This window comes from Fluviicoccus keumensis (assembly GCF_004217445.1).
GTDB lineage: Bacteria > Pseudomonadota > Gammaproteobacteria > Pseudomonadales > Moraxellaceae > Fluviicoccus > Fluviicoccus keumensis.
This window is the reverse complement of the sequence record NZ_SHKX01000010.1, coordinates 176753-194370: the sequence shown is the minus strand read 5'-3', so window position 1 is coordinate 194370 and position 17618 is coordinate 176753. Positions and strand designations below refer to the sequence as shown.

The window sequence follows — 17618 nt, the reverse complement described above, 5'->3', positions numbered from 1 at the left end:
GGTTTGCGGCGATACCAGGCCTGTTTCGGTCTGCTGTGGCTGCTGGCGGTCTCGTCGGTGCGGGCGGAAACGGCGGTTCCCGATTTCGCGGTGGTGAAGGCGGGCTGGACCTCGTCCTATGCCGCCTTGCTCGACCGGCATGGCGAGGTGCTGATCCGGCAGCGGCAGGACAAGAGCGCCCACCGTCTCGACTGGACGCCGCTGGACCGGGTCTCGCCCGCGCTGGTGGATGCGCTCATTTTCGTCGAGGATCGCGACTTTTACCGGCATCATGGCGTCGATTGGGGCGCCTTCAGCCGTGCCGCGCTCAAGTACCTGACCGGCCAGCGCACGCGCGGCGCCAGCACGCTCAGCATGCAGACCGCCGCCTTGTTGGACCCGACGCTGGCTTGGCGCACCGGCGGTCGTCCGCTCGACCGCAAGTGGCGGCAACTGCGCGCCGCCCGCGCGCTGGACGCACGCTGGGGCAAGGACCGCATCCTCGAAGCCTACCTCAACCTGACGCAATGGCGCGGCGACCTGCAAGGCATCGACGCCGCCAGTCAGGCGCTCTTCGGCAAGCGACCTGCCGGACTCGATCGCGCCGACAGCATCCTGCTGGTCAGCCTGCTGTCATCCCCGAACATGACGTCCGAGCAGGCGGCGAAGCGCGCCTGCGTGCTGATCGCCGCCGGTTATGACGCTGATTGCCCGACGGTGCATGCCTTGGCCGACAGCCGCCTGCGCAACCGCAGCCTCGGGCTGGACGACGACCCGGCGCTGCTGAGTCTGGCCTCGCGCCTGCTGACAGCGGCGGGACGGGATGTGACGACAACGCTCGACCGCCGCCTGCAACACGTCGCCGGGGAGGCGCTGCGCGAGCAGTTGCTGTCCTTGCAGGCGCAGCAGGCCAACGGCGGCGCGGTGCTGGTGCTGGACAACCGCAGCGGCGAGGTGCTGGCCTATGTCGGTAACAGCGGCTTGGACGAGGACAGCCGGTGGGTGGACAGCGTGCAGGCGCAGCGTCAGGCTGGATCGACGCTCAAGCCGTTCCTGTACGGACTGGCGCTGGAGCAGAACCGCCTGACCGCCGCCACGGTGCTGGAAGACAGCCCGGTCAATATCGCCACCGAACGCGGGCTGTATGTGCCGCAGAACTACGAGCATGACTTCAAGGGACCGGTGACGGTGCGCACGGCGTTGGCCTCGTCGCTGAATGTCCCGGCGGTGCGCACGCTGCAACTGACCGGCGTCGACGGTTTCTGGCAGGTGCTGCGCGCTTACGGTTTCGGGCTGAAAGAGGATGCCGAATTCTACGGTTCGGCGCTGGCGCTGGGCGGCGCTGATATTACCTTGTGGGAACTGGCCAACGCCTACCGCGCGCTGGCCAACGGCGGCGTGTGGTCCCCGGCGCGCTTGACGACCGGAGAGGCGATTAACCCGCCTCCCGCCGATGCGCCGCGCCTGTCGCCAGCCACCACTTTCATCCTGTCGTCCATCCTCAGCGACCGCAACGCCCGCAGCCTGACCTTCGGCTATGAAAACCCGCTGGCGACGCCGTTCTGGACGGCCGTCAAGACCGGCACCAGCAAGGACATGCGCGACAACTGGTGCGTCGGTTTTTCCCGCCATTACACGGTGGCGGTGTGGGTGGGCAACATGCAGGGACGGCCGATGCGCGAGGTTTCCGGCATCAGCGGCGCGGCGCCCGTGTGGAATGCGGTGATCAGCCATCTGGAGCAGGGCGGCGATGAGGTCGGTCCGCCGCCCGCGCCCGCCGGACTGCTGCGGCAACGGGTGGCGTTCGAGGGTGTGGCCTTGCCGCCGGTGGAGGAATGGTTTGCCGCCGGGACGCAGCAGGATACCGTGCATTATCAGGCCGATACCGTGGCAGAGATTGTCTACCCGGTGGACGGCGCGATCATCGCGCTGGACCCGGACATGCCCGCGCGGGTGCAGCGGGTGGTGTTGCGCGCCCGCACCGGTGGCGAAAACCTGGACTGGTGGCTGAACGGCCGGAAGCTGGCTCCGGCGGGTGAGCCGCTGTCCTGGGCCCCGAAAAGAGGGCGTCACCGGCTGGAATTGCGGACCGGCGATGGGGAGGTGCGGGCCAAGGCCGCCTTTGAAGTGCGGGGCGTGTTGTCGTCGGTTGGCTCCGCTTCACACTAAAGTTGTAGGACAAGACAATTCGGCGAGTATCCGCTCTCTGCTACACTCGACCCACAATCCGTTACTCCCCCTGAGGGTTGCAGCATGCGTCTTGAGGATTCCCTGATCCTTCCGGACTGGCCAGCGCCGGCCAATGTCCGCGCCGTGGTGACCACCCGCCACGGCGGTGTCAGCCAGGCGCCCTACGACAGCTTCAACCTGGCCTTCCATGTGGGCGATGAAGCCCCCGCCGTGGTCGAGAACCGCCGCCACCTGTTCAACCTGCTCAACGAGATCGCCCCCTGCGGCCCGCCCCAATGGCTGCAACAGGTGCACGGCACCGAGGTGATCGACGCCTACAGCGAGCCGAAGAAGCGCGCGCAGAGCGTGCCCGAAGCCGATGCCGTCACCAGCACCCAGCGCGGCCTGCCCTGCGTGGTGATGACCGCCGACTGCCTGCCGGTGTTCTTCTGCAACGAGACCGGCACCCGCGTCGCCGTTGCCCATGCCGGGTGGCGCGGCCTGTGCTACGGCGTGCTGGAAAACACCCTCGCCAAATTCGAGAATCCCGCCGAGGTGATGTGCTGGCTGGGTCCGGCGATCGGCCCCGACGCCTTCGAGGTGGGGGAAGACGTGCGCCAGGAATTCATCGCCGCCTATCCCGCCGCGGTCAGCGCCTTTGAGGCGACGTCGCAGCCGGGCAAGTACCTGGCCGACCTCTACGAACTGGCCCGCCAGCGCCTGACCCGCGCCGGGGTGGGCATGATCAGCGGCGGCGGCATGTGCACCTACACCGACGCCGAACGCTTCTATTCCTACCGCCGCAACAGCCAGACCGGCCGCATGGCCTCGGTGATCTGGCTGGGCTGAGTCCGTCCCCTTTATGCTTCCTGTTCACAGCCCGGGCGGGGTTTGATATCCGTCAATGACGCGACGGGCTGTGTCGTGCAAGAGCCACAAGATGTAGTGTTTTTATGTTATTGAAAACACTATAAAAATATATAAGCTATTGTTTTTTATAAAAATATAAATGGGTGTCCCGGGGTTCACATCCGGGAGGGGCGGGCGTATGCTGTTGTCCTTCCCCAGAACTCGAATGGAGTCGTTCATGACCGCCCATGAAACGCTGCCCGCCAATAAGAAGCCGGTTTCCGCCCTGCCGCCCCAGCCCATTTCGGCGGAAGTCCTGATTGAAAAATACGCCAAGGGTGATGAACTCACCGTGCAGGACGTGCGCCTGCGCGTGGCCAAGGCGCTGGCGCGCGTCGAGGATGAGTCCGTGCGCGCCGAGTGGGAGCAGCGCTTCTTCGAGGCCCAGGAAAACGGCTTCGTGCCCGCCGGACGCATCAACTCCGCCGCCGGCACCCGGCTGACCGCCACCCTGATCAATTGCTTCGTGCAGCCGGTGGGCGACGCCGTCACCGAGGCCGTCGACGGCCGTCCCGGCATCTACACCGCGCTGGCCGAGGCTGCCGAAACCATGCGCCGCGGCGGCGGCGTCGGCTATGACTTCTCCAGCATCCGGCCGTCCGGCGCGTTCGTGAAGGGCACGCAGTCGCGGGCCAGCGGCCCGGTGTCGTACATGCGCGTTTTCGACCGTTCCTGCGAAACCGTCGAGTCCGCCGGCGCGCGGCGCGGCGCGCAGATGGGCGTGCTGCGCTGCGACCATCCCGATATTGAAGCCTTCATCCACGCCAAGGACGAGGGCGACCTGCGCAATTTCAACATCTCCGTCGGCGTCACCGACGCCTTCATGCAGGCGGTGGAAGCGGACGGTGATGTCGAGTTGGCGCACAAGGCCGAGCCGTCGCCGGAATGGAAGGAAAAGGGCGCGTGGCAGCGCGAGGACGGGCAGTGGGTCTACCGCAAGGTGCCCGCCCGCGAGCTGTGGGACCAGATCATGCGTTCCACCTATGACCATGCCGAACCGGGCATCCTGTTCCTCGATCGCATGAACCGCGACAACAACCTGCATTACTGCGAAACCATCGAGGCCACCAATCCCTGCGCCGAACAGCCGCTGCCGCCTTACGGCTGCTGCTGCCTGGGCTCCATCGACCTGACCCGCTTCGTGCGTGATGCCTATACCGACAAGGCTTCGTTCGACTTTAACGCCTTTGCGGTCAATGTTGCCGTGTCCGTGCGTATGCTGGACAACGTGCTGGATTCCACGCACTGGCCCTTGCCCGCACAGGCGCAGGAAGCGGCCAACAAGCGCCGCGTCGGCCTCGGTTTTACCGGGCTGGGCGATGCGTTGATCATGCTGCGCCTGCGTTACGACACCGCCGAAGCCCGTGACATGGCCAGCCGCATTTCCATCTTCCTGCGCGACCATGCCTATCTGGCCTCGGTGGAACTGGCCAAGGAGCGCGGCGCGTTTCCGCTGTTTGACGCCGACAAGTACCTGAGCGGCGAAAGCTTCGCCACCCGCCTGCCGGATGACCTGAAGAAGAAGATCCGCAAGCATGGCCTGCGCAACTCGCACCTGCTGTCGATCGCGCCCACCGGCACCATCTCGCTGGCCTTCGCCGACAACGCCTCCAACGGCATCGAGCCGCCGTTCTCGTGGACCTACACCCGCAAGAAGCGCATGGCCGACGGCACCTTCAAGGAATACGCGGTGGAAGACCACGCCTGGCGGCTCTACCGCCATCTCGGCGGCGACGTGAAGCACCTGCCCGACTACTTCGTCACCGCGCTGGACATGAGTGCGCAGGCGCACAAGGACATGGTGGCGGCGGTGGCACCTTATGTCGACACCAGCATTTCCAAGACGGTGAACGTGCCCGCCGATTATCCCTACGCCGAGTTTGAAGACCTGTACATGACGGCGTGGAAGGCCGGGTTGAAGGGGCTGGCGACCTATCGTCCCAACAGCGTGCTGGGGTCGGTGCTGTCGGTGGACAACGCTGCCGCCGCACCGAAGGATGCCAAGACGCCGCAGGACGTGGAACTGGACGCCGCCAACACCCGCCTGACCATCCAGGCGCTGCCCGCGCCGGTGCTGGCCAGCCTGCGCTGGCCCGGCCGCCCGACGCTGCCCGACGGCAACGAGGCCTGGACCTACCTGCTGGAATACCCGCAGGGCCAGTTTGCGCTGTTTGTCGGTCATACCCGCGACGGCAAGAACCGCGCCTTTCCGTTTGAAGTCTGGGTCAACGGCGCGGACCAGCCGCGCGGCCTGGGTGCGGTGGCAAAGACGCTGTCGATGGACATGCGCGCCAACGACCGCGCTTGGCTGAAGCTGAAGCTGGACGTGCTGGCGAAGACGGTCGGCGAGGCCTCGTTCAGCCTGCAATTCCCGCCGCACGGCGAAGGCAAGGTGATGCCGGGTGTGGTGGCCGCGTTCGCGCAGGTAGTGCGTTACCGTTGCGAGAAGCTGGGCGCGTTTGACCATACCGAACCGCATCCGGTGCTGGACGCGCTGTTCAGCCAGCAGGAGCCGAAGACCGGCACCGACGGCACGCTGTCGTGGACGGTCGATGTGACCAATGCCGCGACCGGTGAGGAATTCGTGCTGGGGTTGAAGGAAATCACGCTGCCGGACGGGGTGACGCGGCCGTATTCGATGTGGCTGTCGGGGAACTATCCGCGCGCGCTGGACGGGCTGGCGCAACTGCTGTCGCTGGACATGCGGGTGATGGACCCGGCGTGGATCGGCATGAAGCTGCGCAAGCTGCTGAATTATCCGGAGCCGCTGGGCGATATGTGGGCCTTCATTCCCGGCACGCGGCGGCAGCAGAACTGGCCGTCGACGGTGGCTTATGTGGCGCGGTTGGTGATTCACCGCTACGCCATGCTGGGGGTGCTGGATGAGCGCGGGTATCCGTTGCGGGAGATGGGGATTTTGCAGGCGCCCAAGGAGGAAGGGGAGCGGCCGGTGATGGCGGGGGCGCGGTGCGGGGAGTGCGGGAATTACACGGTGATCCGGAAGGATGGGTGTGATTTCTGTAGTGCGTGCGGGGCAGTGGGGAGTTGCGGGTAAGGGATTAGGGCATCCGCCTGCCGCGGGCCTTCCTTTTTGTCTTGGCAAAAAGGAAGCAAAAACCGTGTCCTTCGCCAAAACTCGCGATCCGCCGATCTTCGTTAGCGCCGCCTTGTTGGGCGGCGTTTTCGTTTCTGCTTGATTTGTCCTGCTCAGACAGTTGGCTGCGGACGGCCTGTATGATAGTAGAATCGATGTTTTGTGATTGTTATTGTTGGGGTTTTCCATGATTCGTGAATTGCTGGTGACTGAGTTCGATCTTTCCCGGGACGCAACCATTTGGGATGTGCGGGATGCGAAGTCGTATGCAGAAGGGCATCTGAAGGGGGCGGTGAACCGGCCGATTGACGGGCTGTCGGCGGAGGTGCTGGCGGCGGTTCCGTCGGGGGAGCCGGTGTATGTGTTGTGCGGGGGCGGGACGAAGGCGCCGCGTGCGGCGGCGTTGCTGGACGGGTTTGATGCCGGGCGGGAGGTGGTGGTGCTGACCGGGGGGACGCGGAAGGCGAAGGCGGAGGGGTTGCCGATCGAGACGGGGGCTTAATAGTCGCGGTTGTAGATGAAGCTGCCCCACATGACGTCGCGGTCGCCGTGGCCGTGGCGCAGTTCCGAGCCCTGATAGCGCAGGACCCAGCTGAGGCGGCTGTGGTCGCCGGTCTGGCGGGTGATGCCGAACCAGGCTTCGCCGATCAGCGGGCGCATTTCGTCGAGATGGTAGCGCAGTTCGCTGGGCTGGAACTGGCCTTGCAGGAAGGCGTTGTAGAGCCGGGCGCGGGCCTTGACGCCTGCCCACAGGTAGAACTCGGGCGGGCCGCGCCATTCAGCGGGGCTGAGGCCGGGCGTGGGTTGCGAGAAGTATTCGGTCCATTCCGGGGTGTTGCTCCACCACGGGGTGCGCAGCCGTCCCCAGCGCAGGGACATGGCCAGGTTGGTTTCGGTGACCATGCCGAGGCTGCCCTCAATGGCGCGCTTGAGTTGCCAGGGGTGACGGCCGAACAGTCCCTGATCCAGCAGTCGCTGGCGGGACAGGCTGTAGCGGAAGGTGGGTTCGCCGCCGTCGGAGATCTGGTGCTGCCAGCCTTGCGGCGGCGTGGAGCCGGTGACGTGGTGGATGGTTTTCTGGATGTTTTCGGCGATGTGGGTGCCGAGGATGCCGAGCAGCAGGGTTTGTTCGTCGGCGGTTTCGCCGTCGGTGTTGAGGGTGAGTCGGGAGTTCGCCCAATAGATCAGGCTGGCGTAGGGGCGATCGTCGGCAATCAGTTGCGCGTTGCTGATTTCGTCGGGGGCGAAGGCGAGCATGCCGATCTGCAGGCTGTGCAACGTCAATGGTGAAGTCGGTTCGCGGCGTTGCAGCCAGTCGTTGAGGCGGTCCAGCGCCGGGTCCAGCGACAGGGGCCAGCCGGTCACCCGTTTTCCGGCAAAGGTCAGGCTGACGCCGCCGGTATAGTCGCGGTCGTGGTTGCGCGGGCTGAACAGGTCGTTGTCCAGTTGCAGCGACCAGCCGCTGTTGTCGGGTTCCCTGACGGTCACCGGCATATCGGCGGCCTTGGCCGGTCCTGCGGCCAGAACGGCCAGCAGAACGATCAGGGAAGCTTGCCGGGTTGTCATGCCGTTCCTGGTATGGGGAAAGATAAGAATGTTACGAATCAAGCATAGACCCGGCCGCCCGGCGGGTAAACCCGGCTACAGCCCGGGCCGCAGGGTCATCACCAGCCAGGGGAACGTTGCCAGCAAGAGAACCCCGAACAGCAGGTAATTCCCCGTACGTGGATCGAAGTCGTCAAAGGCTTTCCGCCATGGACGCTTCAGCGCCAGTCTGCCCAGGGTCACGTCGAACGAGGCCATGAACAGGGCAATCGTGACACCCAGACCGAATAGCGGACCATCGCCCTGAATCCCCATGCCTGGTACTTGCCAAACGCAGATGCCAAAAGCCAGCAGCGAGCCGGTGACGATGCTGATTTTCAACGCCCGTTGCTTGCCGATGCGCGGCACCAGCACGGCGGCGCGGAAGATGCCGTGCAGGGTTTCGGCGGAGGCCAGCAGCAGGCATAAGGACAGGATGCGCAGCAGCAATTCTCCGTTCATGGCCAGGCTCTCGCTTGTGATTCCCTGATGATGCCCGAAAATACTCCCGTGTAGGGGCGCACTGCGTGCGCCCTTCTCGAAACGAACATGATGACGGCAATGTCAGGAAGCCGTGTACAGCGGAGAGGGCGCATGCAGTGCGCCCTACGGCGTGTGTGGATGAATGCCTGTTTTTCAACCCGTTTTCCCCCGCGAAAAAAGAAAAAATCCTCGCCTTGAAATAACTCGTCTATACCTCATTTCTACAACAACCCCACTATTGCTGTGTGAATGAGATCCCATCATGCGCTTTGACAAACTGACCGCGAAACTGCAACAGGCCCTCAGCGAGGCCCAGTCGCTGGCCGTCGGCCGCGACCATACCACCATTGAACCCGCCCACCTGCTGCTGGCCTTGCTGCAGCAACCGGATGGCAGCACCCGGCCGCTGCTCAGCCAGTCCGGCGGCAACATCGCCGCGCTGGAGCGCAAGCTCAACGAGCTGCTGGAAGGCGTGGCCGTGATCAAGAATCCTACCGGCGAGGTGCAGGTGGGACAGGAGCTGGGCAAGGTGCTGAACCTGGCCGACAAGCTGGCGCAAAAGAAGCAGGACCAGTTCATCGCCAGTGAAATGGTGATCCTGGCCATGCTGGAAGCCGGCGGGGCCATCGCCAAGGCGCTGCAACAGAGCGGCGTCGACAAGAACCGGCTGAACGCCGCCATCCAGACCATTCGTGGAGATGAACCCGTGACCGACGCCAATGCCGAAGACAACCGTCAGGCCCTGAGCAAGTACACCATCGACCTGACCGAGCGCGCCGCGGCCGGCAAGCTGGACCCGGTGATCGGCCGCGATGATGAAATCCGCCGCACCATCCAGGTGTTGTCGCGCCGCACCAAGAACAACCCGGTGCTGATCGGCGAGCCGGGCGTCGGCAAGACCGCCATCGTCGAAGGGCTGGCGCAGCGCATCGTCAATGGCGAAGTGCCGGAAGGGCTGAAGAACAAGAAGGTGCTGTCGCTGGACATGGGCGCACTGATCGCCGGCGCCAAGTTCCGTGGTGAATTTGAGGAACGCCTGAAGGCGGTGCTGAACGATCTGGCGAAGCAGGAAGGCAACATCATCCTCTTCATCGACGAACTGCACACCATGGTCGGCGCGGGCAAGGCCGAGGGCGCGATGGATGCGGGCAACATGCTCAAGCCCGCCCTGGCGCGCGGCGAGCTGCACTGCGTCGGCGCGACGACGCTGGACGAATACCGCCAGTACATCGAGAAGGACGCCGCGCTGGAGCGCCGTTTCCAGAAAGTGCTGGTGGACGAACCGTCGGTGGAAGACACCATCGCTATTTTGCGCGGCCTGAAGGAGCGTTATGAACTGCACCACGGCGTCGACATCACCGACCCGGCGATCATCGCCGCCGCCAAGATGTCGCACCGCTACATCACCGACCGCAAGCTGCCGGACAAGGCCATCGACCTGATTGACGAAGCCGCCTCGCGCATCCGCATGGAGATGGACTCGAAGCCGGAAGAAATGGACAAGCTCGACCGCCGCCTGATCCAGCTGAAGATGGAGCGGGAAGCGTTGAAGCAGGAAAAGGACAAGGCCTCCGTCGCCCGTCTGGAAACGCTGGAACAGACCATCGAGAAGATGGAGCGTGAATACGCCGACCTCAACGAGATCTGGCAGGCCGAGAAGGCCAGCGTCAAGGGTGCTCAGCAGATCAAGGAGGAGCTGGACAAGGCCCGCTTCGACTTCGAAAAGGCGCAGCGTAACGGTGACATGGCGGAAATGTCGCGCCTGAAATACGGCGTCATTCCCGAACTGGAAAAGCAGCTGAGCCAGTCGCAGGAAGTGGAACAGGGCACCCACAAGCTGCTGCGCAGCAAGGTGACCGAGGTTGAAATTGCGGAAGTGGTGGCGAAAGCGACCGGCATTCCCGTCAGCAAGATGATGGAAGGCGAGCGCGAGAAGCTGCTGCGCATGGAGGAGTCGTTGCATTCGCGCGTGGTCGGCCAGCATGAAGCCGTGACCGCCGTCGCCAATGCCGTGCGCCGTTCCCGCGCCGGGTTGTCCGACCCCAACCGGCCGACCGGCTCGTTCCTGTTCCTCGGCCCCACCGGCGTCGGCAAGACCGAGCTTTGCAAGGCGCTGGCGACCTTCCTGTTTGATACCGAAGACTCGATTGTTCGCATCGACATGTCGGAATTCATGGAGAAGCACAGCGTTTCCCGCCTGATCGGCGCGCCTCCCGGCTATGTCGGTTATGAAGAGGGCGGTTACCTGACCGAAGCCGTGCGTCGCAAGCCGTACTCGGTGATTTTGCTGGATGAAGTCGAGAAGGCGCATCCGGATGTGTTCAACGTGCTGTTGCAGGTGCTGGAAGACGGCCGCCTGACCGATGGTCAGGGCCGCACCGTCGACTTCAAGAACACGGTGATCATCATGACCTCCAATCTGGGTTCGGATGTGATCCGCAACTTCAGCGAGGAGAAGCAGTACGACCACATCAAGCTGGCGGTGATGGAAGTGGTGGGGCAGCATTTCCGCCCGGAATTCATCAACCGCATTGATGAAGTGGTGGTGTTCCATCCGTTGGAAGAAAGCCAGATCCAGGGCATCGCCGAGATCCAGCTGGAACGCCTGCGCAAGCGCCTGGCCGAACGTGACCTGCGGCTGGAGCTGACCACGGCGGCGATGGAACAGCTGATCGTGGCCGGTTACGACCCGGTGTACGGCGCGCGGCCGTTGAAGCGCGCCATCCAGACCGGCTTTGAAAACCCGCTGGCGCAGAAGCTGCTGGCCGGGGAATTCGTGGCCGGGGATACGATTGTGGCGGATGTGGAACAGGGGCGGTTGGTGTTCGGGAAGCAGAAGCTGCATTGACGCGCATGCCCCCCGATTTCCCCGCCACCTACTCCCGCCTGCTCGTCCGCGAACTCCGCCTGGACGAGGCGGGCGTTGCGCGGTTGCTGGCGGGTTCGGGGGTCACCTCCGGCCAGTTGTTCCGGCTGGATGCGTTGATCAGCGCGCCCGACCAGTACCGCATCATCCTGAACGCCCTGGCGCTGTCGGGCAACCCGGCGCTGGGGTTGCAGATCGGCTGCCGCATGCCGTTGTCAGCACACGGAGCGATGGGCGTGGCTGCGTCCTCCGCACCGACGCCGCGTCTGGCGCTGGACATGCTGGAACGCTTCGGCATCCTGCGCCTGCCGGTGATGACCATGAACCGTGTCATCACCGGCGAGCATCTGCAACTGACCCTGTTCAGCGACATTCCCTACGACCCGGTGGGCATCTTCCTGATGGAAGCGCTGATCGCCTCGATCTTCTGGGTGATCGAACAACCGCTGGGACGGCCGGTGACCGGCGCGGAGATCGGGCTGGGTTACGCCGCACCCGATCACGCGGCCCGCTATGCCGCGCATCTGCATGGCCGGGTGACGTTCGGCCATGCCCATACCGTCCTGCGCCTGCCACTGAGCGAGCTGGACACACCCAATCCCTTTGCCGATCCGGAAGTGCATGCTGAAGCGGTGCGCCAATGCGAGCGTCAGCGTGCCAGCCTGGAAACGCGCGAAACCTGGCGGACGCGGGTAGTGCGCGTGTTGCAGCAGCATCCGGGGCAGTTGTGGACGATCACGGAAGTGGCGGCGGCGCTGCATGTTTCCGCGCGCAGCCTTACCCGGCATCTGGCGGCGGAACAGGCGACCTACCAGCAATTGCTGGATGAGGAACTGTGCCGCCAGGCGCAGCTGCATCTGGAACTGCCCGGCCACACCGTGGCGTCGGTGGCGGCGACGTTGGGTTATCAGGACGTCTCCGCCTTCCGCCGCGCCTTCAAGCGCTGGACCGGCGTGCCGCCGCAAGACTGGCGATCCGCGCGCTGATAGGGTGCCAAAGACGCCATATTGGCGTGATCGGCACCCATCAAGGCGGCATCGGAGCTTAACGGCGGTCATGGACACGGCGCACAATCGGCGTTATGGCCGCCACTGCCGGGGGCTGAAAATAATAACCGTCGAGAGGGTTCCCATGTCCGCCACCTACCACAAGCGCTTCTTCTTCCGTCCCGATGCCGGGGTGGCGCGCGAAATCGCCGGGCTGGACGCCAAACGCGACTGCCAGCGCATCGTCCATCTGCTGACCGCCTACGAATTTCCCTGGGACTTCCAGCGCGCGCTGGAGCTGGCGCTGTTCTACACCTACGGCAGCGCCACGGTCTCCAAGGTGCTGAACGCCACCGGCCAGTTCAGCAAAAGCGGCCAGAAGCGCTATGACGATACCCGGCTGCTGATGACGCACATCATGGACTCCGGTTGGGATGGCGAATTCGGCCGTCGTGCGCTGGAGCGGGTGAACAAGAGCCACGGCCATTACCGCATTGCGGCCGCCGACTTCCTGTTCGTGCTCTGGACCTTCATCGAATTCCCGATCCGCTGGACCACGCACTTTGGCCCGCGGCCGATGACCCCGCACGAGCAGCGGGCCTGGTTTTATTTCTGGGCCGGGCTGGGCGAACGCATGCACATTCCCGGCATTCCGGAGAGCAAGGCCGCCTTCGACCGCTGGGTGGCGGACTACAAGCGCCGCACCTTCAAGCCCAATGACGACAGCGCCGCTGTGGCCGCCGCTACCCTCGCCATTTTTGAAAGCTGGCTGCCGCCGCTGCTGCGCGGCAAGGCCTCGCCGGTCATTTACAGCCTGTTCGACGATGACCTGCCGTTCCTGAACGCGGTGAAGGTGAGCCTGCCGCCGGGCTATCTGCGGCCGGTGCTGGAGCGGGCGCTGCGGGCGTATGGAAAGCTGCGCCGTCATGTCGTCACCGGCCCGTATCCGGTGCTGCCGGATTCGCCGCGCAACCGCACCTACGGCGATCGCCCGTACCGGATTGAAGACCTGCGACCGGAGTCGCTGGGGAAGAAGGAGGCGAGGCAGGGGTAGAGCGGAGGGGCGGGGAGGGATATGATCAATGGAGCTCCCTCTCCCCTTGTGGGAGAGGGCCGGGGAGAGGGGTACGCCGGTCGAGCTTGAACGGTCTGTGTGTTTGGGCGACTTTCCGCACCCCTCTCCCTAACCCTCTCCCACAAGGGGAGAGGGGACTCAAGCCCCCGGATACCTCATGCCCGACCTCGTTTTCCGTGCCCGCGCCCTCACCAAAACCTACGACATGGGCGAACAGCAGATCCATGCCTTGCGCGGCGTCGATCTGGAGCTGTATCGCGGGGAACTGGTGGTGCTGCTGGGCGCATCCGGTTCCGGCAAGTCGACGCTGCTGAACATCCTCGGCGGTCTCGATACCGCCACCTCCGGCGAAGTGCAGTACAGTGGCCGTGACCTGACCCGCGCCGGTGACCGCGAACTAACCGAGTACCGCCGCCATCACGTTGGCTTCGTTTTCCAGTTCTATAACCTCATTGCCAGCCTCACCGCCCGCGAGAACGTGGAAGTGGTGACGGAGATCGCCGCTCATCCCATGTCCGCCGACGAGGCGCTGGCGCTGGTCGGCCTGTCCGACCGCGCCGACCATTTCCCCGCGCAGCTTTCCGGCGGCCAGCAGCAGCGCGTCGCCATCGCCCGCGCCATCGCCAAGCGGCCGCAGGTACTGCTGTGTGATGAGCCCACCGGCGCGCTGGATTCGCAAACCGGCCTGATCGTGCTGGAAGCGCTGCAAACGGTGAACCGCGAACTGGGCACCACCACCGCCGTCATTACCCACAACGCCGCCATCGCCGGCATGGCCGACCGGGTGATGCTGCTCTCCGACGGCCGCATCAGCGAGGTGCGCGTCAACGCCAACCCGCAATCGCCCAAGGACATCCACTGGTGAAGCCGTCCGTCCTGCACCGCAAGCTGTGGCGCGAGCTGTGGCAGATGCGCGGCCAGGCGCTGGCGATCCTGCTGGTGATCGTCGCCGGGGTAGGGGTGTGCGTGATGAGCGTGTCCACCTACGACTCGCTGCAACAGACCCGTGACCGTTTCTACCGCGACACCCGTTTTGCCCATCTCTTTGCCAGCCTGACCCGCGCCCCGGAGGCCGTGGCGGAGCCGGTGACGCGCTGGCCGGAAGTGGCGGCGGTGGAAACGCGCATCACCGCGCCGGTCAGCCTGACGGTGCCGGGTTTCGGCGATCCGGTGACCGGGCAGCTGGTCTCCTTGCCGGACAGCGGCCAGCCGCAGCTGAACCGGCTGGAGATCCTGGCCGGGCAGCGGCCCGGCGACTGGCGCGAAGACGAGGTGCTGATCAGCGACGCCTTCGCCGAGGCGCACCGCCTGCATCCCGGCTCGACGCTGACGGCGGTGCTGAACGGACGGCAGCGGGTGCTGCAGGTCACCGGCATCGCCATTTCCCCGGAATTCATCTACCAGATCGCCCCCGGCGCGATGATGCCGGACTACCGTCATTTCGGCGTGCTGTGGATGGCGCGCAAGCCGCTGGCCAAGGCCTTCAACCTGGACGGCGCCTTCAACAGCGTGGTGCTGAGCCTGCAACCGCAAGCCCCGGAAGCGGCGGTGATACAACGGCTCGACCTGTTGCTGGCGCGGTGGGGCGGGGCGGGCGTCATCAGCCGCGCCGACCAGCTCTCGAACAAGTTCCTCAGCGAGGAATTCGAACAGCTTCGCACCATGGCCTGGCTGTTCCCGGTGATCTTCCTGTCGGTGGCGTCCTTCCTGCTGAACGTGGTGGTGACGCGGCTGGTCAGCACGCAACGGCCGGTGATTGCCTTGCTGAAAGCCTTCGGCTACAGCAGCCGCGACATCGCCCTGCATTACGGACAACTGATACTGCTGATTACAGGGCTGGGCATCGTCGGCGGTTTTGCGCTGGGCGCGTGGCTGGGGCAGCTGATGACCGGTATCTACACCGATTACTACCGCTTTCCGGAACTGATCTATAACCTGAACACGCCGTGGCTGCTGCCGGTGGCCTTGCTGACGTTGATGGCGACATTGGCCGGCACGGCGCGGGCGGTGCTGTCCGCCGCCGCGCTGCCGCCCGCCGAGTCGATGCGCCCGGAACCGCCGGAACGCTACCGCCTGACCTGGCTGGAGCGCCTCGGCCTGCGCCGCTGGCTGGGCGCGCCGGAGCGGATGATCCTGCGCCACTGGTCGCGTCGTCCGGCCCGCGCCTTGCTGGCGGTGACCGGCATGGCGCTGGCGGTGGGCATCATGATGGTCGGCAATTTCCAGCAGGACGCGGTGCAGCAGATGATGTTCGTGCAGTTCCACAAAACCCAGCGCCAGGATGTAGAAGTGGTGTTCAGCCAGACCAGGCCGGAACGGGCGCTGGGCAGCCTGCGCGCCATGCCCGGCGTGCTGTATGCCGAAGGCCAGCGCAGCGTCGCCGTGCGCCTGCGCCACGAACACTGCAGCTACCGCACCGCCTTGCAGGGCCTGCCCGATCGGCGCCGCCTGCAACAGGTGCTGGATCTGGAGTTGCGGCCGCTGGCGCTGCCCGAGGACGGCCTGTTGCTCAACGAGCATCTGGCGCGCAAGCTGGGGGTGAAGGCGGGCGACAGCGTGCGGGTGGAAGTGCTGGAAGGCGCGCGGCCGGTGCGGGAAGTGCGGGTGGCGGCGCTGACGCAGCAATACATGGGCATGGGCGTCTACCTGCGGCAGGCCGCGCTGAACCGGCTGCTGCGCGAAGGCCCGGCGATCAGCAGCGCCCTGCTGGCGATTGACGACCGGCAGGCCGATGTTATCTACCAGCGCCTGCGCGAGATGCCCGGCGTGGCGGCGGTGAACCTGCGCCATACCCTGATTGAAAGTTTCAACGAAACCATGCAGCGCGTGCTGCTGACCTTCACCCTGATCAACGCCGTGCTGGGCGCGGTGATCGCTTTCGGCGTGGTCTACAACACCGTGCGCATGGCGCTGGCCGAACGCAGCCGCGAACTGGCCAGCCTGCGCGTGCTGGGCTATACCCGGGCGGAAGCCGCTTATATCCTGTTGGGAGAACTGGCGGCGCTGACCTTGCTGGCGCTGCCGCTGGGCGTATTCTTCGGGGTGGGCCTGTGCCAGTTCATGGCGGGCAGCCTGGAAACCGATTTGTACCGCATTCCGCTGGTGATCAGCCCCTACAACATCGCCTTCTCGGCGGCGGTGGTGGTGCTGTCGGCGGTGGTGTCGGGCGTGGTGGCGTGGCGCAAGATTGCGCGGCTGGATATGGTGGGAGTGTTGAAGAGTGCGTGATCCTAAAGTGAAAAGCCGCCGCCTGATCTGGGCCGCCATCACCCTGACCCTCGCCGCCCTGCTGGCCTGGGGCCTGATGCCCGCGCCGCTGCGCGTCGAGACCGCCAAAGTGACGGTAGCTCCGCTGGAGGTATCGCTGGAGGAAGAGGGCCGCGCTCGCGTGCGTGACCGTTTCGTGCTCTCCGCGCCGATCTCCGGCTACCTGCGCCGCGTCAGCGCCCGGGTGGGCGATGCCGTGCAGCCCGGACAAACGCTGGCGCAGCTGGAGCCGTTGCGCGCCGAGGCGCTCGATGACCGCCGCCGCGCCGAAGCGCAGGCCCGCGTCGAGGCCGCCAATGCAGGGCTGTCCGCCGCCGCCGAATCTGTCAACGCCGCCCGCACCGATGCCGCCCTCGCCAGAACCGAACTCGACCGCCTGCAAAAACTGCTGCCGACCCAGGCCGTCACCGAACAGCAACTGGCCGCCGCCCGCGCCGCCAGCCAGCGCGCTGACGCCGCGCTGCGTTCCGCCCGTTTCGCCGAGGATGTGGCCCGCCACGACCTGCAGGCCGCCCGCACCGCCCTGCAATACGCGGGCGACAGTCCCTCGGCGCGCGGCGTGCTGGCGCTGAAATCCCCGGCTGCCGGGGCGGTGCTGCGCCTGCTGCGTGACAGCGAGGGCGTGATCATGGCCGGTGCACCGGTGCTGGAAGTGGGCGACCCCGCCGCGCTGGAAGTGGTGGTGGATGTACTCAGCGCTGACGCCGTGCAATTGCAGCCCGGCATGGCCGCGACGCTGGAACGCTGGGGCGGTGAACCGCTGGCCGCCACCGTCCGCCGCATCGAGCCGGTGGGTTTCACCCGCGTCTCCGCACTGGGGGTGGATGAACAGCGTGTCACTGTGGTGCTGGACATTACTGCGCCGCCCGAGCAATGGCGGCGGCTGGGCGACGGCTATCGGTTGGAAGCCCGTTTCCGCCTGTGGCGCGGCGAGCAGGTGCTGCAAGCGCCCGCCGCGGCGCTGTTCCGGCAAGGACCGGGCTGGGCGGTGTTCACCCTGCGCGACGGCCGGGCGGTGCTGACCCCGGTCACCGTCGGCCACCGCAACGGTCTGGAGGCCGAAATCTTGACCGGGCTCAAGGCGGGCGATACCGTCATCGTGCAACCTGACGGTCGCCTTGCCGACGGAATTCGCGTAGAAAACGGCCAATGACAACCGTTCGTCCTATCCCGCCACGCCCCGGCAGCGTAATCTATTGCCCCACC

12 protein-coding genes are annotated in these 17618 nt (G+C 65.5%); 10 read left to right on the top strand and 2 right to left on the bottom strand.

Annotated elements, in window-relative coordinates:
* Positions 1-3 precede the first annotated feature (3 nt).
* The 4 genes from pbpC (at position 4) to EV700_RS01920 (ending at position 6653) form a co-directional block, all read left to right on the top strand.
* Positions 4-2148, top strand: a complete 2145-nt coding sequence (gene pbpC, locus EV700_RS01935) for a penicillin-binding protein 1C (RefSeq protein ID WP_207224546.1) — start codon at positions 4-6, stop codon at positions 2146-2148.
* Positions 2149-2232: 84 nt separating this feature from the next.
* Positions 2233-2997 carry a peptidoglycan editing factor PgeF gene (gene pgeF, locus EV700_RS01930; RefSeq protein WP_130410671.1) on the top strand — a complete coding sequence of 255 codons (765 nt, stop codon included), beginning with the start codon at positions 2233-2235 and terminating at the stop codon, positions 2995-2997.
* Between the two features lie 238 nt (positions 2998-3235).
* Positions 3236-6112, top strand: a complete 2877-nt coding sequence (locus tag EV700_RS01925) for an adenosylcobalamin-dependent ribonucleoside-diphosphate reductase (protein WP_130410670.1) — start codon at positions 3236-3238, stop codon at positions 6110-6112.
* Between the two features lie 226 nt (positions 6113-6338).
* Complete coding sequence (locus tag EV700_RS01920; RefSeq protein ID WP_130410669.1) at positions 6339-6653, top strand: rhodanese-like domain-containing protein; 315 nt, start codon at positions 6339-6341, stop codon at positions 6651-6653.
* Here the strand turns inward: EV700_RS01920 and EV700_RS01915 are convergent.
* Complete coding sequence (locus tag EV700_RS01915; protein WP_130410668.1) at positions 6650-7717, bottom strand: lipid A deacylase LpxR family protein; 1068 nt, start codon at positions 7715-7717, stop codon at positions 6650-6652. The two genes, EV700_RS01920 and EV700_RS01915, sit on opposite strands and share 4 nt — an antisense overlap.
* 75 nt (positions 7718-7792) lie before the next feature.
* Complete coding sequence (locus EV700_RS01910; RefSeq protein ID WP_207224545.1) at positions 7793-8197, bottom strand: hypothetical protein; 405 nt, start codon at positions 8195-8197, stop codon at positions 7793-7795.
* A 283-nt stretch (positions 8198-8480) separates the two neighbouring features.
* Between EV700_RS01910 and clpB the strand changes: the two genes are divergently transcribed.
* From clpB to EV700_RS01880, 6 genes are all read left to right on the top strand, one after another.
* Entirely contained in the window at positions 8481-11066 is a 2586-nt protein-coding gene (gene clpB / locus EV700_RS01905; RefSeq protein WP_130410667.1) for an ATP-dependent chaperone ClpB, read from the top strand.
* Positions 11067-11071: 5 nt separating this feature from the next.
* Positions 11072-12070 (top strand): AraC family transcriptional regulator, encoded by a 999-nt coding sequence (locus tag EV700_RS01900; RefSeq protein ID WP_130410666.1) that lies wholly within the window; start codon positions 11072-11074, stop codon positions 12068-12070.
* A gap of 145 nt (positions 12071-12215) precedes the next feature.
* Complete coding sequence (locus EV700_RS01895; RefSeq protein WP_165391292.1) at positions 12216-13124, top strand: oxygenase MpaB family protein; 909 nt, start codon at positions 12216-12218, stop codon at positions 13122-13124.
* A 178-nt stretch (positions 13125-13302) separates the two neighbouring features.
* Positions 13303-14010: an ABC transporter ATP-binding protein gene (locus tag EV700_RS01890; protein WP_130410664.1), complete on the top strand. Its 708-nt coding sequence runs from the start codon at positions 13303-13305 to the stop codon at positions 14008-14010.
* Positions 14007-16373, top strand: coding sequence for an ABC transporter permease (locus EV700_RS01885; protein ID WP_130410663.1), 2367 nt, complete (start codon positions 14007-14009; stop codon positions 16371-16373). Before EV700_RS01890 ends, EV700_RS01885 begins: the two co-directional genes overlap by 4 nt.
* Positions 16366-17565: an efflux RND transporter periplasmic adaptor subunit gene (locus EV700_RS01880; protein ID WP_207224544.1), complete on the top strand. Its 1200-nt coding sequence runs from the start codon at positions 16366-16368 to the stop codon at positions 17563-17565. Before EV700_RS01885 ends, EV700_RS01880 begins: the two co-directional genes overlap by 8 nt.
* Positions 17566-17618 lie beyond the last annotated feature (53 nt).